Raw genomic sequence first — 22,477 nt, forward strand, 5'->3', positions numbered from 1 at the left:
TGAGCTCCTCCCCGAAAATCGGACAGTGACGGAAGCTACTATCTGACGTCTGCTGGTCTCTAAGAACGAGGAGATCAGAACATGTCGAAACGCAGGAACCATGACGCGGGCTTCAAGGCTCGCGTGGCGCTGGAAGCCCTGAAGGGCGAGCGCACGGTGTCGGAGCTGGCCGCGGAATACGGCGTGCATCCGACCATGATCCATCAGTGGAGCGAGCCATTGTGCGCCATTGGTTCAAGAACAATGGCGAGCGCGCTGCTTGAAGGCGCATCTGACATTTTCGAGCGCGGCGGGAAGAAGAAGGCCGAGGTCGACGAGGAGACGGTGCGGTCGCTTCACGCCAAGATCGGGGAACTGGCCGTCGCCAACGATTTTTTGTCCAGAAAGCTCAAGCCTTGGACCGGCAAGTGAGGCGCGGGATGATCGAACGCTCTCACCCCACGCTGTCGGTCGGGGCGCAATGCCGCCTGCTGTCGATCTCGCGGTCGTCGTTCTACTACGCACCGCTGGGCGAGACCGCAGTGAACCTGGCGCTCATGCAACTGATCGACCGGCAGTTCCTCGAAACCCCGTTCTACGGCGTCCAACAAATGACCTGGCACCTGCAGAACGAGGGCCACGCTGTGAACGTGAAGCGTATCCGGCGGCTGATGCGGCTCATGCGTTTGATGCCGATTTATCAGAAGCCGAACACCAGCAAACCGGCCAAGGGGCACAAAACCTACCCCTACCTGTTGGGTGGCCTGCGGGTGGAACGGCCCAACCAGGTCTGGTGCGCCGACATCACGTACCTTCCGATGCGGCGGGGCTTCCTCTACCTGGTTGCCATCATGGACTGGTTCACCCGCAAGGTGCTGACTTGGCGCATCTCGAACACGCTCGAAGCCGACTTCTGCGTCGAGGCGCTGAACGAGGCGGTCCACCGCTTCGGCCCGCCCGAGATCATGAATACCGATCAGGGGTCGCAGTTCACGTCCTTCGCCTGGACCGACCGGCTGAAACGGATCGGCACCCGGATCTCGATGGACGGCAAGGGCCGGTGTCTCGACAACATCTTCATCGAACGCCTCTGGCGGTCCCTGAAGTATGAGTGCGTCTATCTGCACGCCTGGGAGACGGGCTCGCAGGCGAAGGCCGGGGTTGGCCAATGGATCACCTTCTACAACCACCAGCGGCCTCACGCCGCCCATGGCGGACAGCCGCCCGCCGTGGTCTACTTCAACCAGATCGAAACCGACCAGCAGGGGCAGAGAGTAGCTTAAACCACCCCGGAAACTGGCCAAAAGATGGGGAGTAGCTCAGGCGGGCTGGACGAGGCCGACGCCAAACGCTTCGTTGCCGAGGTGCTGGAAACCTTCCGCTGGCACGCCGGCGCTTGTGTCGATGCCACGACCTTTGGTGCGCTGATCGACGCACATAGGCTGATCGCCGATGTGGTGTCGTTCAAGGGGCCGCACATCAACCACCTGACGCCGAAGGGCCGGGCGCTCTATGAACAATTGCTGGCCGAGGTGCGTGCCGCGACCTGCACGATCAGGGGCTGGCCTATTTCAAATACGGCCCGGGCAAGGACACGGCACAGGGCACGGACGTGTCGGCGCTGCTGGATGCCGACGCTCTGACGCTGAGCCCGATCATCTACGAGGATTTCCTGCCGGTCAGCGCGGCGGGCATCTTTCAATCCAATCTCGGGGACGAGGCCCGGAGCGAGACGCAGGCCGCCTCCAACCGAGCCAGTTTCGAGGCCGCGCTTGGCAAGTCGGTCGCCGACGAATTCGCGCTGTACGAGGCGATGCAATCGGACTCGCTGGCCGCGGCCCTGGACCAGCTGAAGGTCAGCGCCGCAGGATATGGCCCGCCGGGATCAGGACGCTGACCAAACCGCAGGACATGGCCGCCTATCTTCAGGGCGTGCGCGGCGAGGTTGGCCGCAGCCCCGTGGTGTTCCTGCCGGAAACGACAGGCCAGGTGGCGGACTGCGTGCGCCACTGTGGTCAGGCGGGCATGCCGTTTGTCGCCCAATCCGCCAATACCGGGCTGGTCGGCGCCTCTGTGCCCGATGATGTCGGAGATAGAGCGGTGCTCAGCCTGTCGCGCCTGCGCGAAACGTTCGAGCTGGACCTTGCCAATCGGTCGCTTCGGGTCAGCGCGGGGTTCCGGCTGTCCGAGGTCAATGACCGGCTGGCGGAACATGGGCTGTTCTTTCCCATCGACCTTGGCTCGGACCCGATGATCGGCGGAATAGTGGCAACCAACACCGGAGGTGGCCGTTTCCTGCGCTACGGGGATGTGCGGCGCAACACGCTGGGCCTGACAGTGGTACTGGACGATGGCGCGGTGCTTCGGCTGGGGTCGCCGGTGCGCAAGGACAATACCGGCCCGGACTGGAAACACCTGCATATCGGCTGCTCCGGCCGGTTCGGCACGATCACAGAGGCGATCCTCAACCTCGAACCGGTCGTGGCGGAACAGGCGACCGCACTTGTCATTCCAGGCAGCGATGAGGCGAGGCTCACCCTCTTGCGGCACCTGGAAGCCCGCACGGGGCCGCTTTTGTCCGCGTTCGAGTTCATGTCGCGGGCTGCAATGGGCTATGCGTTTCGCCGCGCCGTCTCGATGAAGAACCCGCTCCCGCGGGGCAGATTCCAGAAACGGCGGTGTTGATCGAACTGTCGCGCCCGACGCGCGCACCCTGGGATACGCCGCTACAGGACGTTCTCGAAGCCGTGCTGGCCAAGGCCTCGGACCGTGAGGATTCGCCGGTCGGGGATGCCTTTTTCGGGCGTCCGCAGGAAATCTGGGCCTTGCGCCACGCCTTGTCCGAGGGGGTCAAGTCTGCGGGTCCGTTGATTGCCTTCGACCTTGGGTTCACACGCGACAAGGTCATCGCCTTTCGGGCCGCCATGACAGGGCTGCTTGGGCAGAGCTTTCCGACGGTCGAAATCTGCGATTTTGGCCATTTGGGCGACGGGGGCTTGCACTTCAACCTCGTCAAGAGGGACGGCCCCCTTGACGCGGAGTTCGAACGCAGCTTGCGCGATTGCGTCATGGATCAGGCGGTGCGCGCTTTCGGCGGCTCGATCAGCGCGGAGCGCGGCATAGGCCCCAAGAACGACAGATATTTCCGGATATTCGGACAGCGATCCGGCATTGGTGCACAAATCGCCTGAGGGATGGGGCGCTTGACGGGCAAGGCTGGCCGGTGCGCTTGCCTTCAAGGCGCAATTTGACTTTATCGGACCGTGCCGTCGCGACGTCGGACGCTGCCGGGACGTTGATCTCGGCGCCTCTTGGAGTTGGCCACATCTTCGCTCCGAATGGCGGTGCCGTGCTCCGGTCCGGTCCGATCAGTGCATTGCACGACAGTGCTGCCGTGGCGGATGCCGTGTCGACGGCCGCTGTTGTCCTGCCCGATGATCGGCTTCACTTGCTCGGCAAAGTCGGGGTCGACCTCGTGCACACCTGAAAGAACCTCAAGTCCTCAGATTTCGCCCCGCGCAACCCGTGGGGGCATTGCTTTTTGTATGGAACCGAGCCGGCAGACATCTGCTTGAGCCGGTCAAACGCGCGACAAATTGGGTGGAGTTTGCATTTCCGCAACGTACCGCGCACACGCGATTGTTACCCTGTCTTCAACGCGCCGACATACCGAAGAAGGAATGAGAACATGCTTACCAGAAGAGCCGCACTGATGGGCGCAGCCGGAGTTGCGTCGCTTCCGATCCTTGCCAAGGCCGTCCATGCCGAGACGGTGGCGGCCCCCCTTGCGGCCCCTGCGGACCTGTCGAGTCTCACCCGCATCAAGCGCGAACTGGTCGCGCCGCCTTTCGTGCACGACCACGAACAGGTCGCGCCGGGCGCGCCGCGCATCGTCGAATTCGAGATGACCATCGTCGAAAAGGAGATCGAGGTCGATGACGGGGCCTACCTGCAAGGCATGACCTTTGACGGGTCGATCCCCGGGCCGATGATGGTGGTGCATGAGGGCGACTACGTCGAGCTGACGCTGATCAACCCCGAAGACAACATGCTGCAGCACAACATCGACTTCCACGCCGCGACAGGGGCGTTGGGCGGTGGCGCTCTGACCCATGTGAACCCGGGCGAAAAGACGATCCTGCGGTTCAAGGCGACCCGTCCGGGCACCTTCGTCTACCACTGCGCACCAGGTGGCCCCATGATCCCGTGGCACGTGGCTTCGGGCATGGCGGGTACGATCATGGTGCTGCCGCGCGAGGGGCTGAAGGACCACGAAGGCAACCAAGTCGCATATGACCGCGTCTACTATATCGGCGAGAACGAATTCTACATTCCGAAGGATGAAAGCGGTAACTACAAGCGTTACGCCGATGCGGGCGAAAGCTATCCCGACACACTCGACGTCATGAACGGGCTGATCCCGTCGCACGTGGTGTTCAATGGCAAGGTCGGTGCGCTGACCGGCGACAACGCCATGACGGCACATGTCGGCGAACGGGTTCTGTTCGTCCACAGTCAGGCCAACCGTGACACGCGTCCACACCTGATCGGCGGGCATGGCGACCTGGTGTGGGAGCACGGCAAGTTCAACAACGTGCCCGACCGCGACATGGAGACATGGTTCATCCGCGGCGGCTCGGCCGGGGCGGCGCTGTATACCTTCCTGCAACCGGGGGTCTACGCCTACGTGAACCACAACCTGATCGAAGCGGTGAACCTTGGGGCAACCGCGCATGTCAAGGTCGAGGGCGATTGGAACAACGACCTCATGGAACAGGTCCTTGCGCCGACCGATCTGGCCGCCTTCTGACAGAAACACAAAGAGGAAAGGGCAGGGGCGGTCGCAATGTGCGGGCGCCCTTTGCGCTTTCAAGGAGCGTGCAGTGAAATCCATATTGCTCTTGCCTGTGCTTGCGGTGGCGGGCGTGATGACCCTGTCGGAACCGCGCCTCGCAGCACCGCCTTTCGACCCGCCCGACATGGTGCATATCGCCAGCGGAGAGATCGCGTTTCGACCGTTCGGGAGTTTTTCGCAGAACGGCAAGACGCGCAATCCAAGGCCGGTGGCGATGGCTGTGCCGGGCTTTGACATCATGAAGTATCAGGTGACGGGCGCTCAATATGCCGCCTGTGTTGCCGATGGAGGATGCGAGCCCGCCCGAGCGGTGTCGCCGGACGCACCGCAGACTGGGGTCAACTGGATTGACGCCAGTGCCTTTGCCGCGTGGTATGCAGGGCGCACAGGGGAGGCGTGGCGTCTGCCAACCGAGGCCGAGTGGCAATTGGCCGCCGCAGAACGGTATGGCGACAGCGGCGCTGATTACGGAGCTTCAGATCCCGGTGCGCAGATGCTGGCCAGCTATGCCAACGGCGTCTCCTTGCGGAACAGGAGCGATCCGACGCTCTATCTTGCGGGTGCGTTCGGATTGAACTCCAACGGACTGGCGGATGTGTCGGGTAATGTCTGGGAGTGGACCGACGGCTGTATGCAGAACGGCCAGCTTGCGGCGGACGGCACAGTTGTCGAAACCGCTCCCTATTGCGGGGTGCGTATCGCGGGGGGCGTGCATCGTGCCGCCGTGATCGACTTCGTCCGCGATGCCAGTGTCGGCGGCTGTGCCGTGGGACTGCCGCCGGATCACCTTGGGTTCCGGTTGGTGCGGGGGAGTTGACCCCCGCATAACCCGGCTACGAGGCCTGACTGTATCGGATGCCTTCGGGCACATGCGCGTCAAACGCGCTGGCGATGATCCGCGTCAGCGCGCGACCCTCGGGCGCGATGGTCAGTGCCTCATCCGTCACGGCGACAAGATCGCCGAACCGCTCGCCCACCAGCGCAATCTGCGCATCCAACGTTGCGGCCAGCGCGCCAAAGGCCGCGCGCAGCGCGTTGCGGTCCAGTCGGAAATCACACATCAGCATCTCGATCGCGCGGGCGCGCAACAGGTCGTCGCCGGTCATCACATGGCCTCGGGCGCCGGCCAGCTGTCCGGCTTCGATCCGCTGGATATAGGCGGCGGTGGCGGGCGCGTTCTGCACGTATCCATCGGGCAGGCGCGAGATCGACGAAGCCCCCAGCCCGATCAGCGTTGGGCAGGTGTCATCGACATAGCCCTGAAAGTTGCGCCGCAGGTGGCCGCTGGCGGCGGCACGGGCCAACCCGTCGTCGGGCCTTGCAAAGTGGTCGATGCCGATGGCGGTCAATCCCGCATCGGTGAACCGTGCGGCAGCGAGATTCGCCAGCGCATGCCGGGCCTGTTCGGCGGGCAGGGCGTCCTCGGGGATCAGCTTTTGGCGTTTCGACACCCAGGGCACATGCGCATAACCGAACAGCGCAACGCGGTCGGGGGACAGCTCCAGCACCCTGGACACGGTATCGTCCAGTCGCGCGGCGGTCTGGTGCGGCAAGCCATAGACGAGGTCTGCGTTCAGCGACCGGATGCCCGCCGCGCGAAGGTCGTCGACACAGGCCCGCGTGATATCGAAGGGTTGTTCACGACCGATGGAGGCCTGCACCAGCGGGTCGAAGTCCTGAATGCCGATGCTGGCGCGGTTCATGCCCTCGGCGGCCAGCGCCGCGATCTTGGCGCGGTCGACCATGGTCGGGTCGATCTCGACCGAAAACTCGCAGTCCTCGGTGGGCGGGATGACGTCGCGGACGGCCTGTGCCAGACGGTGGATCATCTCGGGCGGCAGGATCGTCGGCGTGCCGCCACCCCAATGCATCCGCCCCATGCGCAGACCCTTGGGCAGGATACCCTTCAGCAGCGCCAGTTCCTGTTCCAGCGTGCCGAGATAGCTTTCCACCGGCGAGAGCGTCTTTGTCCCCTGCGTACGGCAGGCGCAGAACCAGCACAGGCGTTCACAGAACGGGATATGCAGGTAGACCGAGACCGGCTGAGCCGGATCCAGCGCGGCCAGCGCGCGGGTCTGCTCGGTCGCGCCGACCTCCGGCGAAAAGACCGGCGCGGTGGGGTACGAGGTATAGCGGGGCACCCGGCTGTCGAACAGGCCAAGGGATCTGAGGCGGTCGATGTGTTTCATGCGCCCGATATGCGCCTTTTCGCGGGGCGCGACTTTGCGCAGGATCAACCTTCAGACCGGAAAGGGCGATACGCCGATGACCAGTGCATGCAGATGCAGCGTGCCCATCCACAGGATCAGGCCGATGGCGGCGCGGATCAGCAGGCGGCGCAGGTTGGCGCGGCGCCAGTGCGGGTTGGCGAGCGGCCGCAGCGAGACCAGCGCGGTATGGTCCAGCACATCGGACGTGCGCCGGGCCCTGGCATCGAAGGCGGGGATGGCGGCCACCGCCATGGCGGTGAAGCTGCCGAACAGGATGACATGGGCCAGATCGCCATTCGGGACCAGATGCGCCCCGGCCCAAAGCGCCAGTGCCAGGAACAGCGGATGGCGGGATATGGCGGCAAAACCGGGCTGCGCGGGGTCAAAGCTCTTGCGCCCGCCAAGGGTGTAGGGTTGCGCCATCCCGATCCCGCAGGCGACCAGCACCAGCGCCACGGGCATTGCCACGTTCGGCACCCAGCGCGTCCAAGGCCACTGCGACCACAACTCGACATAAGGCGCGCGCCCGGCGGCAGCAATCACCCAAACCAGCAGCGCCAGCGAGATCAGCCCATAGACCGAGAAATAGACCCGCCGTCCAAGTGCGCCGATCAGCCGCTCACGCAGACCCCACAGGCGGGGGACGAAATGGCTGGCGGCGAACAGCGTCAGCGCAAGGGTATATTCGGCCCAGCCGGTCATGCCCCGTCCGCCTCCTTCATCAGTCGCTTGATGTGACAGGCAAAGGCATAGGTGGCCGGGACGCCGATCACCAGCCCCCCGGCGGCAGACTGCCACGGGGTCAACACCGGCCAGTCCAGCCACGACCCGATCAGCGAGGCAAAGAACAGGTTCACCCCCATCGCGCCCGCGCCAAAGGGATAGAGCCCGGTCAGCAGTTTCCACGACGGTCTCATCGGCGGCTGACCAGCATCTGCACGGCGACCAGTGCCGCGATCAGGGCGACGGAGGCGACAAAGAACCAGAATTCGGCGGTTTGGGTTTGCGGCTGTGGGATGGGGCGGTCGAAGCCTGCGAGAGCAGGGGCGGGGATCAGGGCGGCAAGGACGAAAAGGCGTTTCATGTCAGCTCTCCATGGTCAGGGTCTGGTAAATGTCGGGCAGGGCGCGGGGCAGGCGTTGCGGATCGGGCAGCAGGGTAAAACCGGCGCGGCCAAAGATGCGGGCGAACCAGTCCTGCCCGTCCTGATCGACGATCACGCCATGCACCGCCTGCCCCAGCGCGCGGGCTTCGCGAACAGCCATGCGGCTGTCCTCAATACCGTGCGGGCCTTCGTAGTGGTCGAGGTCATTGGGCTTACCATCGGTCAGCACCAGCAAAAGGCGGCGGGTCGCGCCCTCGTCGGCCAGCTGCGCCGAGACATGCCGGATCGCGGCGCCCAGCCGGGTGTAATGGCAGGGACGAAAACCGCCGATGCGGGTGGTGACGGCATGGGTCATGGGTTCGGCAAAGGTCTTGGCCCGGTGCAGGAACACGCGGTCCCGTTTCAACGACGAGAACCCCCAGATGCCAAGCCTGTCGTCCGCCGTATCGATGCCGCAGGCCAGCGCGGCCAGCGCCTCGCGCGCGGTTTCGATCACCGAGGTCTGCCCAAGCGCGGCCTCGGTCGAGCGTGAGCAATCCATCAGGATCGCGACGGACAGGTCCCGCGCCATAGGGCGGCCGGATTGCCAGACCCGGTCGCTGCCCTGCTGCCCGCAGGCCATGTCGGTCTGCGAGGTCACGACGGCGTCAAGGTCCAGATCATCGCCGTCCAACTGCCGCGGCAGGATCACGCGACGGGGATGCAGGGGCGCGAACTGGCGGCGGACGCGGGCCACAAGGCGCGGATCGGGGGCATAGTCGGCGCGGGGCACGGCCTCTGCCTCCAGCACGCGGGTATGATCCGGCATGTAGGCGCCGGTGCGGCGGTTCCATTCGGGATAGGTGAACTTACCGGCAAGACGTTCGTGGTCGGCATCCTGCGGCGACAGGTCCAACGACAAACGCAAGCGGGTCGCCGCGCGTTTCACGGTCTGTGACAGGGTCAGGTGGTCCTGGTCCTCGGCAGCCTTGGCGGCGTTGTCCTGATCGTCATCATCGACCATGCGGTTGATGTTCAGGCTTTCGGCCCAGGACATGATCGATTCAAACCGGTGGACGATGAAGCTGTCATTGCGGTTGGCCTGATCGCGGTCTTCGCGGCGGGCCTCCTTGCGGGTGGGCAGGGCCATCGCGGGGGCGGGGGCCTCGTCGCAGGCGGCGGCGGGCTGATCGGTTCGCGCACGTGTGCGCAGGCGTGGCCAGATCGGCAGGGGTGCAAAGGTCCGGTAGCCGCGCGGCGCAGGGCAGTCCAGGCATTCACGCTGGGGCGCGTGGCCACAGAGTTGATCCAGCAGCATCCGCTCGATCCCGGCCTCGCAGCGCGGCAAGCCGGTGCGATGGCGGTTCAGGGTGATGTGGGTGCAGAAATGGGCATGCGGCACCCGGAGGCCCGGACAGGCGACATAGGCCCGGTCAGACGCCTTCGCCAGCGCGTCGATCTCGGCTCGATCGGCGGCCAACGGATCGGCCTGCGCATCGGGCAGGTCGACACAGGCGGCCAGCGCCGTCAGCCACAGGTAGCACGCTCGGTTCAGATCGCGGGTGGGAAAGGTGTCGATCACCGGCGGCAAGCGCAGGCGGTCGCCGTCGAAATCCGCCACGTGCAGCTTTTCACGCGGGGTGCCGACGCGGCGCAGCCGGTCGGGGCGGTGGTCCGATGTGGTCAGCGGGGCAAGGGTGATCTCGACCCCCGCCGCGCCGCCAAGCGCCCGGAACAGCGCCAGCACCGAGGGGCGCATCGCCTCGAAGGTCACCGCGCTGGCTTCGTCCCCCGCGACGCCCCCCCAGCGCGACGCGACGTCGTGCCAGAGGTTGCCAACGGTCTCTTCCGGCTCAATCAGGTCGAGGAGTTGGATCATGGCGTCACCCGTAGATCACGGCGGCCAGATCGCGCAGCGCCTGTTGCACGTCCGGCTCATCGGAAAGCGGTTCGATGATGGCGGCCTCGATGGCGCGATCAACGGCCATGCCGCGCGCAATCATCGTCGCGGCGTAGATCAGCAGGCGGGTGGACACGCCTTCCTCCAGATCCATGCCGGACAGAGCGCGGATCTTGCCCGCCAGCCTCACCAAGGCGCTGGCGCGCGCCTCATCCAGCCCGCTTTCACGGCAAACCACCGGGGTTTCCACCTCGGGTGTCGGGAAATCGAAGCCGATGGAGACAAACCGCTGGCGCGTGGACGGCTTCAGCTTTTTCAGCACGTTCTGATAGCCAGGGTTGTAGCTGGCCACCAGCATGAAGGGTTTTGGCGCCTGTAATTCCTCGCCCGTGCGGTCGATGACCAGACGCCGCCGGTCATCGGTCAGCGGATGCAGGACGACGGTCACGTCCTTGCGGGCCTCGACCACCTCGTCGAGATAGCAGATGCCACCCTCGCGCACGGCGCGGGTCAGGGGGCCATCGGCCCAGACGGTTTCGCCACCCTTCAACAGGTAACGCCCGATCAGGTCCGCTGCACTCAGGTCGTCATGGCAGGCGACGGTGTACAACGGCAGGCCCAATCTTGCGGCCATGTGTTCGACAAAGCGGGTCTTGCCGCAGCCTGTCGGCCCCTTCAGAAGAAGGGGCAGGCAGTTTTCATAGGCCGTCTGGAACACCGCACATTCGTCGGATTGCGCGTGGTAGAACGGCAGGTCGGGGGTGCTCAGGTCTTTCATGGCTTACTCTCCCGGAACGGCCACGGGGCCGGGTTTCACAACCTCGCGGCGCACCACGAGCATCGAGTAGATGAACAGCAGCGCACCAAGCACCACGACGATGCCGGAGCCGAAGCGCATCAGGTAGAACAGCCCAAGCTGGTCCTGCACGTCCATGTAGTAGTCGCCCATGACACGCTGCAGGTGGGTCTGGATGGTGCCGGCGAAGGTCAGCGTGAAGGTCATGAAGGCCATGCCGCCGGTCAGCAACCAGAAGGACGCCATGTTCAGCACCTGGTTGTAAGGATCGCGCCCGCGCAGGTTGGGCATCGCGTAGGTGAACATCGCCAGGTTCAGGGCCACATAGGCACCGTAGAAGGCAAGGTGCCCATGCGCGGCGGTGATCTGCGTGCCGTGGGTATAGTAGTTCACCCCGTGCAGCGTGTGCAGGAAGCCCCAGACACCCGCGCCAAAGAAGGCGACGGTGGAGGATCCCAGCGACCACAGCAACGCGGCCTTGTTCGGGTGGTTCTTGCGGCCCTTCCAGACCATGACGAAGGCAAAGGACATCATCGCAAAGAACGGGACCACCTCGAAGGTCGAGAAGATCGAGCCGATCCACTGCCAGTAACCCGGCGTGCCGATCCAGTAGAAGTGGTGCCCGGTGCCGAGGATGCCGGAAAACAGCGCGGTGGCGACGATGATGTAGAGCCATTTCTCGATCACCTCGCGGTCGACGCCCGTCAGCTTCAGCATCAGGAAGCCAAGGATCGCGGCCATGACCAGCTCCCAGGTCGCCTCGACCCAGAGGTGGACGACCATCCACCAGTACATCTTGTCGAGGCTCAGGTTGTCAGGGTTGATGAAGGCAAAGACCCACAGCAGGCACAGCAGCCAAAGGCCCATCATCAGGATGTTGGTGATCGCCGTTTTGCGCCCGGCCAGGAAGGTCAGCGACACGTTCACGAGGAAGATCACCGCCGCGACGAGGATCCCGAACTTGACCCACAAGGGTTGTTCAAGGAACTCGCGCCCGCCATGGATGCCGACGAGGTAGGACCCCACCGCCCCCAGCGTTCCGACCACAAGGATCGCCAACTGGATATAGGCGAGCTTGACCGAGAAGATCTCGCGCTCCGACTCTTCGGGGACGAGGTAATAGGCCGCGCCAAAGAACCCCAGCAGCAGCCAGACGATCAACGCGTTGGTGTGGATCATGCGCACGATGTTGAAGGGCAGAGCCTCGGACAGGGTGTTGGGCGAGACATAGATCCAGCCCAGCAGCAGCCCGCCCAGCACCTGGATGCCGAACAGCGCCATGGCCGCGAGGAAATAGGCGTAAGCCACTTTTTGCGATTGGTATTTCATGTGTTTTCTCCTTGCGCGCAATTTGGTCCGAAAACCGGTTCCCACTTTTCGGATTGCGCTTGTCTCCCTCAGCCCGCGTCGTTCGGCGGCCAGTTCTGGGTGTCGGTCTGATCGGCCCAGCGGAGAAATTCGGCGAGGCCGCGCATCTCCTCTTCGGTGATCTCGAAATGCGGCATCTGGCGGCGGCCCTCGATCCCCGAGGGCTGTGCGGCCATCCAGCCGTCGAGCATCTCGTAGGCCATCTCGGGGTCGTCCTGCGCCCCCCAGCGGGTCATCACATTGCCCAGTTCGGGGGCGAAATAGGCGCCTTCGCCATGCAGGGTGTGGCAATTGATGCATGAGTTGCGTTCCCACACATGTTTGCCCAGCCGCACGGCTTCGGTGATCGGGGCCCCAGCGGTCGATGTCTGGACGATGTAGCGATGGCTTTGTGCCGTAAGGGCCACGAACACGACGACGAAGAATATGGATCCCCCGTAGAACACGTTCCTTGCCCGCGATTTGGTTAGGAATTCAGACATGTCGCGGTCCTGTCGAATTGTTTCGGATAACCGCTGTCTACCGGGGCATGACGGACCGCTTGTTGTGCAAACGCAAAGAAGTGGACGAAAGGTGCGGGCAACATGTGGCTATGAAAGGACCGCCCATGTCACAGCCTGATTTCGACGACCCGGACCTGCCCCTGGCCAATTTGTTCGCCGCCTGGCCAGACATGGCGCAGGTGTTCATGGACAAGCGCATGTTGTGCCCCGGCTGCCTGATCGCGCCGTTTCACGCCATTTCGGATGCCTGTCTGGAATATAATCTGGACGAAGATGCGTTTCGCGAAGACTTGCAGGCCCGTATAAAGCCGTAGGCGTCACGCCTCGCTCAGCACCACCAATGCATGCGGGTCGGTGACCACGATATGCTTGCGGGTCGATTCGACGATGCCGTCCTTTTGCCAGGCCGACAGCAGCCGGCTGACCGTGTGCAACGTCGTGCCCGTCATGTCCGAGATATTCTGTCGCGTGACGGGAAAGGCGATCTCGATCCCTGTGGCCGTCTTGCGCCCGCTTTGGTGAACCATCCGCAACAGGGCACAGGCGACCCGCTTTTCGACGGCCTGCGTCGCCATTTCCGTCAGGGTTTCCTGGATTTGACCCAGGCGCTGGCCAAGGGTCTTGTAGCTTTCGGTGGCAAAGCCGGGATAACGGGTTGTGAAGTCCTCCCACAGGCGCACCGGCCATGACAGGGCGATGGATTCCGCCGCCGCGATGGCAGTGGCCGGGTAGGTGTCGCGCTGCAACGCCGGGGCGATGCCGAACAGCTGGCCCGGGGAAATGTGCAGCACGATGATCTGATCGCCCCCCGGGGTCGAGCGGACAACGCGCAAATAGCCATCCAGCAACAGGTAGAACCGGTCTGCGTCATGCCCTTCGCGGAAGATCGCCGTACCCTCGTCATAGCGGCGCGACACCGCCTGATCGAGGATCTCGCGAATCTGTGCCCGGTCCAGCAGGGAAAACGGCGGCAGGCCGGTCAGCAGGCTTTCGTCGAGTTTCGGCACGGTTTCGTATCCGGAGTTTGTGCAAGGGCAACGTTCGGGTCGACCTTGTACGGCAAATCAGGGGCAGACGAAACAGACGGAAACGCAGAAAGGATGCACCGATGTTCAAATCCATGATGATGACCGCCGCCTTTGCCATGATTGCAACCGTGGCCGGCGCCGAGACCTTTGAGATCCACATGAAGAACAAGGGCGAGGCGGGTGTCATGGTCTTCGAACCCGCCTTCGTAAAGGCCGCGCCAGGCGACGTGATCCATTTCGTGCCTGTCGACAAGGGGCACAATGTCGAAAGCATCGACGGAATGCTTCCCGAAGGCGTCGACAGCTTCAAGACCAAGTTCAACGACGCGTTCGAGCTGACCGTGGATGCCGAAGGCGTCTATGGCGTCAAATGTACGCCGCATTACTCGATGGGCATGGTCGCCGTGATCCAGGTTGGTGATGCGGTGAACCTCGATGCCGCAGCAAAGGTCAAGCAGAAGGGCAAGGCCAAAGCGCGAATGGCGGACCTTCTGGCTCAGGTCGAGTGACGCATCGTCCCGCGTCAAGCGACTGACACGGGCGGCGCCGGTCGGTGCCGCCCATTTCGATCAGAAGGATACATCCCATGAAACCGCGCGCGTCCTATCGTGGGCCTGACCTGTTTTCCTACGGTTTCCGGCCCTTCTTCCTGTCTGCCACCTTATTCGCGTTGGTCGTAGTTCCACTGTGGTGGCTGGTGTGGCGCGGGAGGGTGGCGTTGGAAAGCCCGTTCGTCCCGACCGACTGGCATGTGCACGAGATGATTTTCGGCTACGGCGCGGCAGTGGTGGCGGGTTTCCTGTTCACCGCCGTGCCGAACTGGACGGGCCGCCTGCCGACGCGGGGCTGGCCGCTGGCCGCATTGCTCGCCGTCTGGGTCGCCGGGCGTCTGGTGGTGGCCGGACTGGCCGGTTTGCCTCCCCTGGCGGTGTTGGCCATCGATCAGGCATTTTTGCTTGCCGTGGCCACGATGATCACGCGCGAGATCGTCGCCGGCAAGAACTGGCGCAATCTCAAGGTGCTCGTCCCCGTCAGCCTCCTGTGGCTGTCGAACATACTTTTTCACCTCGAGTCCATGTCCCAGGGCTACGCCGCACACGGTCAGAGACTGGGCATCTCACTTCTGATCTTTCTTGTCCTGATGATTGGCGGCCGGATCATTCCGAGTTTTACGCGCAACTGGCTGGCTAAGCAGACGGCTGCAAAACTGCCGGTCCCGTTTGGACGCTTCGACGGGCTCGCGGTGGGTTTCGCGGCGGCAGCGCTGCTCGTCTGGGTCCTGGCGCCCACAAGTTGGACAACCATAGCTTTGGCGGCCGGCGCGGGACTTCTTCATGCGGTCCGCCTGTCGCGGTGGTGCGGGCTGTCGTGCCGGCGTTCACCTCTGTTGCTGATGCTGCACGCCGCCTATGCTTTTGTCCCGCTGGGATTTGCCTGTGTGGCTGCGGATGGACTGGGTTGGCTCGCGCCCGCGGTGGGCGTGCATGTCCTGGGCATTGGTGCCATCGGAGGTATGACGGTCGCGGTGATGATGCGCGCAACCATGGGACACACCGGGCGCGATCTGATTGCGGGTCGTGGATTGACCGTGGCCTTTGCCTTGTTGGTCGGGGCGGTTGGCTTACGCGTGGCAGGGGCTTCTCTGACACTGGCCGGTCAGAACGGCATCGATCTGGCGGCCGTGCTGTGGACCCTCGGTTTTGCGATCATCGCCCTGCGCATTGGACCGTGGTTGTTGCGCCCCCGCGTTGCGGCCAAGATGCCGTCGCAGGCGGTATAATGATCGGCAAAGGCGGCCTAAACGTCGTCGATCCAGGTCTTCCCGGCGACGGCACGCGTAAAGCCGAGCGGACCGATGCGCAGGAGCGCCACTTGTCGCAGCGCACTCCCCTCGATCCCCTCCGCTGCGGCGCGACGCGCGCGAGAATGAACGGCGCCTTCGGAACCGGCGCCAATGGCAAGCGCCGGTTTTCCCGGTCGGTCAAAGGGCCGACGTCGGCACAGGGCTCGCCCAGGCCGGCATAGACCTTCCACCCGTCGTGGATCAAGTGACCCAGGAAAACGCGATGATGGCGACCGAGATTCAGTGGACCGTTGCAACCATGTCGGAAGAGGCCGAAACACTTGAGCAGATGACCGGCCGGTTCCGGATTGCGGACTTTGCGGAAAGGATCTCACCCTTGTCCGTGGTGCGCACTGCCGCGCGATCTCGACCTTGGACTGGTAGACCACGACCCGGTTCAGCCCCGGCAAGCGTCTGGCGGCACTTCTATCGGGCGGGCCGCACTTGAATGTATATACGCTTGGACGCGGCTGTAATTGCAGACCTTTATAAACATAATCAGGATTATAAGGAAAAATCCCCGTAGCCGGGCTTTTTCAAACCTACGTTGCGACAAGTCCACATCGCGATGAATTTACGTCCAACACGCGCAATCAAAGGTGCGCTGAACGCGAGTCTGAAGGCGGCCCGACACGACACGGGACAATACATTTGCTCGGCGCAGTCAGTCGCATGACATCGCCGGTCAGGCGATCCTGGTCAGCAACCGCAGCAAGGTCTCACGCTCCTTTTCGCGCAGGGGCGCGAGAGTCTCTGCCGTGACCTGCTTTGCCGCCTCGACGGCCTCGTTGATCAGCGCCACACCCTCCGGCGAGAGCGACACAAGGTGTCGCCGTCGGTCGTCCGGGTCGCGCCGGGTGGTCAGCAGTCCTCTGGCGGTCAGACGGTCGACCACGCCCTTTGTCGTGGCCCCGTCCATCGCCACGGACCGCCCCAGCCGGTTCTGCGACATCGGCCCTTCCTCCGCCAGCCGGTGCATCACCGAAAACTGCGTCGGCGTCAGGTTCCCAGGCACCGTGGACAGGAAGATCGTGGAATTGCGCTGATACGCCCGCCGCAGCAGGAACCCGATCTGGTCGTCGAGCAGATAGCCATGGTCGGCGCTGGTGCGGGGTTTCGGATCGTCGCTCACCGCCGGTCACACCGAGAGATAGGCATCGCGGATCTCCGGCTGAGCCTCAAGCTCGGCAAAACTGCCGTCGAACTTCTTTTCCCCGCTTTCGATGATGATGGCGCGGTCCGCCACGGCCCGGGCAAAATGCAGGTTCTGCTCGGAGATCATCACCGTCAGCCCCTCCGCCTTCAGCCGCAGGATGGTGTGCGCCATCTGTTCGATGATGACAGGGGCGATGCCCTCGGAGGGCTCGTCCAGCAGCAGCAGCATCGGATTTCCCATGAGGGTCCGGGCGATGGTCAGCATCTGCTGTTCCCCGCCGGACATGTGTTTGCCCCGATTGGTGCGGCGCTCCCGCAGGTTGGGGAAGAGGTCGAAGAGTTGCTCCACGGTCCACTCGGGGGCGCCGGACCGCCGGGGTTGGCGGCCGACCTCAAGGTTCTCCAGAACGGTGAGATCGGAGAAGATGCGGCGATCCTCGGGCACATAGCCGATCCCGCATTTCGCCACGCGATAAGCCGGTTCGCCCACAAGCTCCCGGCCCTCGAAGGTCACGCGTCCGGCGCGGGGACGGACCAGTTGCATGACGGATTTCATCGTGGTGGATTTGCCCGCGCCATTGCGGCCGAGAAGCGCCACCACCTCGCCGCGCTTCACCTCGAAGCTGAGGCCGCCGAGGATATGCGCCTTGCCGTAGTAGCTGTGGATGCCCTCAACGCTCAGCATGCGCCGCCTCCTTGAACAGGGTTCCGCCGCCGAGGTAGACCTCCTGCACCTGCGGATTGGCCCGCACCGCCTCCGCATCGCCATCGGCGATCAATTCGCCCCGGTTCAGCACCATGATGTGATGGGCATGGGCAAAGACCACGTCCATGTCATGTTCGGTGAACAGCACCGAAACGCCCTGGCCCCGTACGATGTCCGCCACAAGCTGCATGAGTTCGATCCGTGCCGAGGGGGCCATGCCCGCGGTCGGCTCGTCCATCAGGAGCAGCGTCGGGCGGTGGGTCAGCGCGATGGCCAGTTCCAGCCGCTTGAGGTCGCCATAGGCGAGGATCGAACAGGGGCGGTCCGCCTGATCGGCCATGGACACCGTGCGCAGGAATTCGAACGCCTCGTCGCGGTAGAGCTTCCACGCCCGAGGCGCGAGGGCGTAAAGCCGATGATGGTGGCTCATCAGCGCCATCTGGACGTTTTCGATCACCGTCATGGACTGATACGTTCCGGTGATCTGGAACGTCCGCCCCACCCCCTTGCGCCAGATCTCGCGGGGACGTTTCCCGGTGATGCGTTCGCCGTTCAGGAAGACGTCTCCGGCGGTCGGCTTCAGCTGGCCCATGAGCATGTTGAAACAGGTGGACTTGCCCGCGCCATTCGGGCCGATCAGGGCTTTCAACTCACCTTTCTGGACGGAAAAAGACACGCCATTGACGGCCAGAAACCCGTCATAACTCTTCTTGAGGTTTTCGACGCGGAGGATCTCGGTCATCGGGCCACCTCCTCGTCGTCGCCACGATGGCGCAGCCGCTGCCAGGCGGAGCGGATCGAGCCGACGATGCCTTCGGGGGCGATGATGACCACGGCGATGATCACGAGGCCGAGCAGCAACCGCCAGTATTCCAGCCGCGTGAGCCAATGCTCCACCCCGGTCAGGAACCCGGCCCCGACCACACCGCCCGCCAGCGTCTTCACCCCGCCGAGGAAGACCACGATCAACGCGTCGAAGGAGGCGGAAATCTCCAACTCGGTGGGGAAGACGGAGCCTTTGGAGAAGACGAAAAGACCCCCCGCCAGTCCGGCCAGCACCCCGGCAAGGGCAAAGGCAGCGAACTGGATGCGCTTGACGTTGATGCCCATGGCTTCGGCCTGCCGCGGGCTGTCGCGCCCCGCCCGCAGCGCGTAGCCGAAGGGCGCGTGGATGACGTGGCGCAGGAAAAGGATGCCGCCGATGCCGAGGATCAGGGTGAAGTAGTAATATGGCACTGTCCCGCTCAGCCAGGGCGACGGCCAGATGTTCACCAACCCGTCATCCCCCCGGGTCACGTCCCGCCATTGGAAGGCGAGCGACCAGACCAGTTGCGAGAAGGCCAGCGTCAGCATGGCGAAATAGACCCCGGTGAGGCGGATGCAGAACCAGCCGATGCCAAGCGCCAGAAGGCCGGCGGCCAGCGGCGCGAAAAGGAAGGCGATCTCCATCGGCGTGCCCGCGTGGAAAACCAGCAGGGCCGCCGCATAGGCCCCGCCACCGAAGAAGGCCGCATGGCCGAAGCTGACCAGCCCGCCGGAGCCCAGGATGAAATGCAGCGAGGCGGCGAAAAGGGCAAAGACCACCACGTCGATGAGCAGGATCAGCATGAACTGATCGACGAAGGCGGGCAGCACCGCGAGCAGCAGCAGAAGCGCGGCTATGACCATCTGCCCGGTGCGGCCATAGGGACGGATCGGTGTCTCCGGCGCCCCGACCTGTCCGTGCTCGCCCGCCACCTCCTCGCGGCCAAGGAGGCCGTAGGGGCGGATGATCAGGACAATCGCCATGACCACGAACATCAGCACCAGCGTGGATTGCGGGATGTAGGTCACGCCGACCACGTTGAGCACCGAGATCAGGACAGCGGCGATAAACGCTCCGGGCAGGCTGCCCATACCGCCGATCACCACAACGACAAACACCGCGCCGATGATGTTGAAATCCATCAGCAGGTCCGCGCCACCCTTGGGCAGTTGCAGCGCCCCGCCCCATCCGGCGAGCGCACAGCCGAGGGCAAAGACCCCGGTGAACAGCCAGGCCTGATTGACGCCCAGAGCGCCAACCATCTCCCTGTCCTGCGTCGCGGCCCGAACGAGGACACCGACACGGGTGCGGGCGATCAGATACCAGAGCGCAAAGAGGATGAACGGCGTGATGGCGATGATCACGATGTCATATTTCGGCACCGGCTCGCCAAAGATGCGCCAGACGCCGCGCAGGCCGGGCGCCCTTGGCCCGAGCCGGTCCTCCGCGCCCCAGATCATCAGCGCGAGGTCCTGAATGACGAGGATCACGCCGAAGGTGGCGACCAGCTGGAACAGCTCCGGCGCACGGTAGATCGGGCGCAGGACGACGATTTCGACAATCGCCCCGATCACCCCGACCGCAAGCCCGGTCAGCACGATCGCTCCCCAGAAGCCGACCGCCCCGGGCAACACCTCCATCAGCGTCACGCCGATGAACGCCCCGAGCATGTAGAAGGAGCCATGCGCGAAGTTCACGATGCGCGTCACGCCGAAGATCAGCGACAGGCCTGACGCGACGAGGAACAGCGAGGAGGCATTGGCGAGTCCCGTCAGGAACTGGGCGAAGAGGAAAGCCATGGGTCTTGGAATGTCCGCTCTGGTCGTGAGAGGGGGAGGCCCCGGACCGGGTCCGGAGGCAGGCAGGCGCACCGCCCGCCCCGGGCCGGACCCGGGGCCTCATCGCATGTCAGCGCCGGATCACTCCGCCGGGCGCATCGCCTTGATTTCCTCGTCGGAGGGCAGGTAGCCGTCCGGCCCCTTGTAGGACCAGTCGACCATCACGCCCTTGCCGTCCTGCACCGCCAGCGTACCGACATAGGCGCCCATGGTGGACTGGTTGTCGACCTCGCGGAACATCAGGGCGCCGATCGGCGTATCCGGAACCTCCAGCCCCTCGAAGCCCGCGATGATCGAAGCGGTATCCGTCGCGCCGCCCTTTTCGATGGCCGCGGCGATGGATTTCGCGGTCAGGTAACCGACCAGCGAGCCGATCTTCGGCGTCTCACCCGTCGCGGCCTCGTAGGCATCGACAAAGGCCTTCTCCGGTGTGCCGTCTTCGAAGGCGTACCAAGGATAGCCGGTCACGAACCAGCCTTCCGGCGCCTCGTCTCCCAGCGGCTCAAGATACTCCGGCTCGCCAGTCAAGAGGCCATAGACCTGCCGCCCGTCGAACAGACCCCGGTCGCCGCCCTCGCGCACCAGCTTGGCAAGGTCGGTGCCGAAGGTGACGTTGTAGATGGCATCGGGCTTCGCCCGCTCCAGCGCCTGCACCTCGGCCCCGGCGTCGATCTTGAACAGCGCCGGCCATTGTTCGGCGACGAATTCCACCTCGGGCTTGAGCCGCGTCAGGTTGGCCTTGAACGCCGCAACGGCGTCCTGACCATAGGCGTAGTTCGGCGCGATGGTGGCGTATTTCACCGCGTCGGTCTTCGCTGCCTCCTCGGCCAGCATTGCCGCCTGAATCCAGGTCGAGGCGCGCAGGCGGAAGGTGTTCGGGTTACCCGAGGACCAGACGAGGCTGTCCGCCAGCGGTTCGGCCGCGAGGTAGACATAGTCCTTCTCGGCGGCAAAGGACGAGAGCGCGAGGCCGACGTTCGACAGGATCGAGCCGGTCAACATCACCGCGCCGTCACGAGTCATCAGCTCCTCGGCGATCTTCACCGCCTCCGCCGGGTCGCCCTGATCGTCGCGGAAGATGAACTCCAGCGGTTTTCCCAGCACGCCGCCCGCCGCGTTGATCTCCGCAAGGCCCAGCTCGATGCCCTTCTTGTAGGGCTCGGCAAATGCGGCCATGCGCTTGTAGTGGTTGATCTCGCCGATCTTGATGGTGTCCTGCGCCATCGCGCCCACCGGCGTGAGGGTCAGCGCCGCCGCCGCGGCCAGCATCGTCCGTCTCGTCAAAGTCATATCTGTCTCTCCTGTTGGGGGTTGTCCGGTCTGGCGCCGGTTAATCGTGGTACACAAAGGCGGGCGAGGGATCGCTTGCCAGGTCTTCCGTCCTCTCAAGTTCGATAAGGTCGTTGATCCGCTTGCGATACACAAGCGGTCCCTTGTCGATGGCAATCCGGATCGGACGCCGCTTTTGCGGGCGGTTTTCTTCCTCCTGCACCGCTTCGAGGATGTCCTGATCCTCGGCGAAGGCCGCCCGGAAGGCCGCATCCATCCGCGCTTCAATTTCCGGATCGTCTAGCGCGGTGTTGCGGATATGCGCCCAGCGGTCGATGGTGTAGGTCTCCGTCACCGGTGTCATGAAGTGCAGCGCAAAAATGCGCACGCCCTGGTCGCGGTCCTCCTCGGCGCACTGTTTCTCCACCTCGATGGAGCCGAAGTCGATCACCGCCGTGCAGGGGGTGTAGAGGTAGTAATAATGCCAGCGGTCGACATTGCCGGTGAAGCAATCGAGCGCCTTGAAAAACCCCACAGGTTCCGCGTTCCGGATCCAGCGCCAGGCGACGATGGCCTCGCCCTCGGTCTTCACATGCACCGGCACGTTCTCGGATGCGGCGCTGCCGAGGGTCGTGGGATGCACGAAACTGATGTGCGCCGGATCGACGAGGTTTTCGGCCACGTTCAGGTAATTGGACTTCAGGTGCAGCGCGTCGCCCAGATGCACGGCCCATTTGGGATCGGTGAATTCCGGCATGTCGAAGATCTTGGCCGGGTCGGCCTTCGCCGGATCGCCCATCCAGATCCAGACGATGCCGTGGCGCTCCTCGGTCCGGTAGCTCTCGACATAGGCCGATTTCGGCAGGTTGGTCTGTCCCGGAACCCGGGTGCACTGGCCGGTGGTGCCGTCGAAGGTCAGCCCGTGATAGCCGCATTGCACGGTGTCGCCGATGCGTTTGCCCTTGGACAGCGGCAATAGCCGATGTGGGCAGCGGTCTTCCAGCGCGGCGATGCCACCGTCCGACTTGCGGAACATCACGATGTTCTCGTTCAGGATGGTGAAGCGCCGGAGTGTATCGTCGATCTCCCGCGACCACGCTGCAACGTACCAGGCGTTTCTCACGAAAATCGTCATCAA

General features: G+C 64.1%; 26 protein-coding genes. 11 read left to right on the forward strand and 15 right to left on the reverse strand.

Features of this window, described 5'->3' with window-relative positions:
• Positions 1–81: 81 nt before the first annotated feature.
• The 7 genes from ACP159_RS21485 to ACP159_RS21515 all read left to right on the forward strand — a co-directional run bounded on the left by ACP159_RS21485 (position 82) and on the right by ACP159_RS21515 (position 5,651).
• A protein-coding gene (locus ACP159_RS21485) for an IS3 family transposase (protein ID WP_425098180.1) occupies positions 82–1,262 on the forward strand; the annotation gives its coding sequence in 2 pieces (ribosomal slippage) (positions 82–379 and positions 379–1,262; 1,182 coding nt in all).
• A 24-nt stretch (positions 1,263–1,286) separates the two neighbouring features.
• Positions 1,287–1,622 (forward strand): 2-oxoadipate dioxygenase/decarboxylase family protein, encoded by a 336-nt coding sequence (locus ACP159_RS21490; protein ID WP_425101779.1) that lies wholly within the window; start codon positions 1,287–1,289, stop codon positions 1,620–1,622.
• Positions 1,541–1,876 carry a 2-oxoadipate dioxygenase/decarboxylase family protein gene (locus ACP159_RS21495; RefSeq protein WP_425101899.1) on the forward strand — a complete coding sequence of 112 codons (336 nt, stop codon included), beginning with the start codon at positions 1,541–1,543 and terminating at the stop codon, positions 1,874–1,876. The genes ACP159_RS21490 and ACP159_RS21495 overlap by 82 nt, the downstream gene beginning before the upstream one ends.
• Before the next feature lie 14 nt (positions 1,877–1,890).
• A complete protein-coding gene (locus ACP159_RS21500; RefSeq protein ID WP_425101780.1) occupies positions 1,891–2,664 on the forward strand; it encodes an FAD-binding oxidoreductase in 774 nt (257 codons plus the stop codon).
• Positions 2,661–3,170, forward strand: coding sequence for an FAD-linked oxidase C-terminal domain-containing protein (locus ACP159_RS21505; RefSeq protein ID WP_425101781.1), 510 nt, complete (start codon positions 2,661–2,663; stop codon positions 3,168–3,170). Before ACP159_RS21500 ends, ACP159_RS21505 begins: the two co-directional genes overlap by 4 nt.
• A 497-nt stretch (positions 3,171–3,667) precedes the next feature.
• Positions 3,668–4,789 (forward strand): copper-containing nitrite reductase, encoded by a 1,122-nt coding sequence (gene nirK / locus ACP159_RS21510; RefSeq protein WP_425101782.1) that lies wholly within the window; start codon positions 3,668–3,670, stop codon positions 4,787–4,789.
• 118 nt (positions 4,790–4,907) lie between these two features.
• Complete coding sequence (locus ACP159_RS21515) at positions 4,908–5,651, forward strand: formylglycine-generating enzyme family protein (RefSeq protein ID WP_425101783.1); 744 nt, start codon at positions 4,908–4,910, stop codon at positions 5,649–5,651.
• A gap of 16 nt (positions 5,652–5,667) precedes the next feature.
• Here the strand turns inward: ACP159_RS21515 and hemN are convergent, their stop codons facing one another.
• From hemN to ACP159_RS21555, 8 genes are all read right to left on the reverse strand, one after another.
• Positions 5,668–7,023, reverse strand: coding sequence for an oxygen-independent coproporphyrinogen III oxidase (gene hemN / locus ACP159_RS21520; RefSeq protein WP_425101900.1), 1,356 nt, complete (start codon positions 7,021–7,023; stop codon positions 5,668–5,670).
• A gap of 51 nt (positions 7,024–7,074) precedes the next feature.
• Complete coding sequence (locus ACP159_RS21525; RefSeq protein WP_425101784.1) at positions 7,075–7,746, reverse strand: NnrU family protein; 672 nt, start codon at positions 7,744–7,746, stop codon at positions 7,075–7,077.
• The gene (locus tag ACP159_RS21530) at positions 7,743–7,961 is read right to left on the reverse strand and encodes an NnrT protein (protein WP_425101785.1); all 219 of its coding nucleotides are present in this window, start codon (positions 7,959–7,961) and stop codon (positions 7,743–7,745) included. Before ACP159_RS21530 ends, ACP159_RS21525 begins: the two co-directional genes overlap by 4 nt.
• Positions 7,958–8,128 (reverse strand): hypothetical protein, encoded by a 171-nt coding sequence (locus tag ACP159_RS21535; RefSeq protein WP_425101786.1) that lies wholly within the window; start codon positions 8,126–8,128, stop codon positions 7,958–7,960. Before ACP159_RS21535 ends, ACP159_RS21530 begins: the two co-directional genes overlap by 4 nt.
• Before the next feature lies 1 nt (position 8,129).
• Positions 8,130–10,007, reverse strand: coding sequence for a nitric oxide reductase activation protein NorD (locus ACP159_RS21540; RefSeq protein ID WP_425101787.1), 1,878 nt, complete (start codon positions 10,005–10,007; stop codon positions 8,130–8,132).
• 4 nt (positions 10,008–10,011) lie between these two features.
• On the reverse strand, positions 10,012–10,806 hold the full coding sequence (locus ACP159_RS21545; RefSeq protein ID WP_425101788.1) for a CbbQ/NirQ/NorQ/GpvN family protein: 795 nt from the start codon (positions 10,804–10,806) through the stop codon (positions 10,012–10,014).
• 3 nt (positions 10,807–10,809) lie between these two features.
• Positions 10,810–12,153, reverse strand: a complete 1,344-nt coding sequence (locus ACP159_RS21550) for a cbb3-type cytochrome c oxidase subunit I (RefSeq protein ID WP_425101789.1) — start codon at positions 12,151–12,153, stop codon at positions 10,810–10,812.
• 68 nt (positions 12,154–12,221) lie between these two features.
• Complete coding sequence (locus ACP159_RS21555) at positions 12,222–12,674, reverse strand: c-type cytochrome (RefSeq protein WP_425101790.1); 453 nt, start codon at positions 12,672–12,674, stop codon at positions 12,222–12,224.
• 125 nt (positions 12,675–12,799) lie between these two features.
• Between ACP159_RS21555 and ACP159_RS21560 the strand changes: the two genes are divergently transcribed.
• Positions 12,800–13,009 (forward strand): DUF1858 domain-containing protein, encoded by a 210-nt coding sequence (locus tag ACP159_RS21560; protein ID WP_425101791.1) that lies wholly within the window; start codon positions 12,800–12,802, stop codon positions 13,007–13,009.
• Between the two features lie 3 nt (positions 13,010–13,012).
• Here ACP159_RS21560 and ACP159_RS21565 read toward each other — a convergent pair whose 3' ends face one another.
• Positions 13,013–13,702, reverse strand: a complete 690-nt coding sequence (locus tag ACP159_RS21565) for a Crp/Fnr family transcriptional regulator (protein ID WP_425101792.1) — start codon at positions 13,700–13,702, stop codon at positions 13,013–13,015.
• 101 nt (positions 13,703–13,803) lie between these two features.
• Here ACP159_RS21565 and ACP159_RS21570 point away from each other — a divergent pair, with 101 nt between their 5' ends.
• The 3 genes from ACP159_RS21570 (at position 13,804) to ACP159_RS21580 (ending at position 15,748) form a co-directional block, all read left to right on the forward strand.
• On the forward strand, positions 13,804–14,232 hold the full coding sequence (locus tag ACP159_RS21570; RefSeq protein WP_425101793.1) for a pseudoazurin: 429 nt from the start codon (positions 13,804–13,806) through the stop codon (positions 14,230–14,232).
• 77 nt (positions 14,233–14,309) lie between these two features.
• A complete protein-coding gene (locus ACP159_RS21575; protein WP_425101794.1) occupies positions 14,310–15,503 on the forward strand; it encodes an NnrS family protein in 1,194 nt (397 codons plus the stop codon).
• A complete protein-coding gene (locus ACP159_RS21580) occupies positions 15,503–15,748 on the forward strand; it encodes a hypothetical protein (RefSeq protein ID WP_425101795.1) in 246 nt (81 codons plus the stop codon). The genes ACP159_RS21575 and ACP159_RS21580 overlap by 1 nt, the downstream gene beginning before the upstream one ends.
• Positions 15,749–16,251: 503 nt before the next feature.
• On the opposite strand, the gene ACP159_RS21585 is transcribed toward ACP159_RS21580, so the two are convergent.
• From ACP159_RS21585 to ACP159_RS21610, 6 genes are all read right to left on the reverse strand, one after another.
• Positions 16,252–16,698: a MarR family winged helix-turn-helix transcriptional regulator gene (locus tag ACP159_RS21585; protein WP_425101796.1), complete on the reverse strand. Its 447-nt coding sequence runs from the start codon at positions 16,696–16,698 to the stop codon at positions 16,252–16,254.
• 6 nt (positions 16,699–16,704) lie between these two features.
• Entirely contained in the window at positions 16,705–17,406 is a 702-nt protein-coding gene (locus ACP159_RS21590) for an ABC transporter ATP-binding protein (RefSeq protein ID WP_425101797.1), read from the reverse strand.
• Positions 17,393–18,169, reverse strand: coding sequence for an ABC transporter ATP-binding protein (locus ACP159_RS21595; protein ID WP_425101798.1), 777 nt, complete (start codon positions 18,167–18,169; stop codon positions 17,393–17,395). The genes ACP159_RS21590 and ACP159_RS21595 overlap by 14 nt, the downstream gene beginning before the upstream one ends.
• A complete protein-coding gene (locus ACP159_RS21600) occupies positions 18,166–20,031 on the reverse strand; it encodes an ABC transporter permease (RefSeq protein ID WP_425101799.1) in 1,866 nt (621 codons plus the stop codon). Before ACP159_RS21600 ends, ACP159_RS21595 begins: the two co-directional genes overlap by 4 nt.
• Before the next feature lie 120 nt (positions 20,032–20,151).
• The gene (locus ACP159_RS21605; protein WP_425101800.1) at positions 20,152–21,360 is read right to left on the reverse strand and encodes an ABC transporter substrate-binding protein; all 1,209 of its coding nucleotides are present in this window, start codon (positions 21,358–21,360) and stop codon (positions 20,152–20,154) included.
• Positions 21,361–21,400: 40 nt separating this feature from the next.
• Positions 21,401–22,474 (reverse strand): Rieske 2Fe-2S domain-containing protein, encoded by a 1,074-nt coding sequence (locus ACP159_RS21610; RefSeq protein WP_425101801.1) that lies wholly within the window; start codon positions 22,472–22,474, stop codon positions 21,401–21,403.
• Positions 22,475–22,477 lie beyond the last annotated feature (3 nt).

This window comes from Tropicibacter sp. S64 (genome assembly GCF_049803835.1).
In the GTDB taxonomy this organism is placed as follows: domain Bacteria; phylum Pseudomonadota; class Alphaproteobacteria; order Rhodobacterales; family Rhodobacteraceae; genus Pacificoceanicola.

Excerpts from the sequence above, each read along its gene's own strand:
- ACP159_RS21490 (WP_425101779.1), top strand. The coding sequence starts at position 1,287 with ATGGGGAGTAGCTCAGGCGGGCTGGACGAGGCCGACGCCAAACGCTTC.
- ACP159_RS21500 (WP_425101780.1), top strand. The coding sequence starts at position 1,891 with ATGGCCGCCTATCTTCAGGGCGTGCGCGGCGAGGTTGGCCGCAGCCCC.
- nirK (WP_425101782.1), top strand. The coding sequence starts at position 3,668 with ATGCTTACCAGAAGAGCCGCACTGATGGGCGCAGCCGGAGTTGCGTCG.
- ACP159_RS21515 (WP_425101783.1), top strand. The coding sequence starts at position 4,908 with ATGACCCTGTCGGAACCGCGCCTCGCAGCACCGCCTTTCGACCCGCCC.
- hemN (WP_425101900.1), bottom strand. The coding sequence starts at position 7,023 with ATGAAACACATCGACCGCCTCAGATCCCTTGGCCTGTTCGACAGCCGG.
- ACP159_RS21525 (WP_425101784.1), bottom strand. The coding sequence starts at position 7,746 with ATGACCGGCTGGGCCGAATATACCCTTGCGCTGACGCTGTTCGCCGCC.
- ACP159_RS21530 (WP_425101785.1), bottom strand. The coding sequence starts at position 7,961 with ATGAGACCGTCGTGGAAACTGCTGACCGGGCTCTATCCCTTTGGCGCG.
- ACP159_RS21535 (WP_425101786.1), bottom strand. The coding sequence starts at position 8,128 with ATGAAACGCCTTTTCGTCCTTGCCGCCCTGATCCCCGCCCCTGCTCTC.
- ACP159_RS21540 (WP_425101787.1), bottom strand. The coding sequence starts at position 10,007 with ATGATCCAACTCCTCGACCTGATTGAGCCGGAAGAGACCGTTGGCAAC.
- ACP159_RS21545 (WP_425101788.1), bottom strand. The coding sequence starts at position 10,806 with ATGAAAGACCTGAGCACCCCCGACCTGCCGTTCTACCACGCGCAATCC.
- ACP159_RS21550 (WP_425101789.1), bottom strand. The coding sequence starts at position 12,153 with ATGAAATACCAATCGCAAAAAGTGGCTTACGCCTATTTCCTCGCGGCC.
- ACP159_RS21555 (WP_425101790.1), bottom strand. The coding sequence starts at position 12,674 with ATGTCTGAATTCCTAACCAAATCGCGGGCAAGGAACGTGTTCTACGGG.
- ACP159_RS21560 (WP_425101791.1), top strand. The coding sequence starts at position 12,800 with ATGTCACAGCCTGATTTCGACGACCCGGACCTGCCCCTGGCCAATTTG.
- ACP159_RS21570 (WP_425101793.1), top strand. The coding sequence starts at position 13,804 with ATGTTCAAATCCATGATGATGACCGCCGCCTTTGCCATGATTGCAACC.
- ACP159_RS21575 (WP_425101794.1), top strand. The coding sequence starts at position 14,310 with ATGAAACCGCGCGCGTCCTATCGTGGGCCTGACCTGTTTTCCTACGGT.
- ACP159_RS21580 (WP_425101795.1), top strand. The coding sequence starts at position 15,503 with ATGATCGGCAAAGGCGGCCTAAACGTCGTCGATCCAGGTCTTCCCGGC.
- ACP159_RS21590 (WP_425101797.1), bottom strand. The coding sequence starts at position 17,406 with ATGCTGAGCGTTGAGGGCATCCACAGCTACTACGGCAAGGCGCATATC.
- ACP159_RS21595 (WP_425101798.1), bottom strand. The coding sequence starts at position 18,169 with ATGACCGAGATCCTCCGCGTCGAAAACCTCAAGAAGAGTTATGACGGG.
- ACP159_RS21600 (WP_425101799.1), bottom strand. The coding sequence starts at position 20,031 with ATGGCTTTCCTCTTCGCCCAGTTCCTGACGGGACTCGCCAATGCCTCC.
- ACP159_RS21605 (WP_425101800.1), bottom strand. The coding sequence starts at position 21,360 with ATGACTTTGACGAGACGGACGATGCTGGCCGCGGCGGCGGCGCTGACC.
- ACP159_RS21610 (WP_425101801.1), bottom strand. The coding sequence starts at position 22,474 with ATGACGATTTTCGTGAGAAACGCCTGGTACGTTGCAGCGTGGTCGCGG.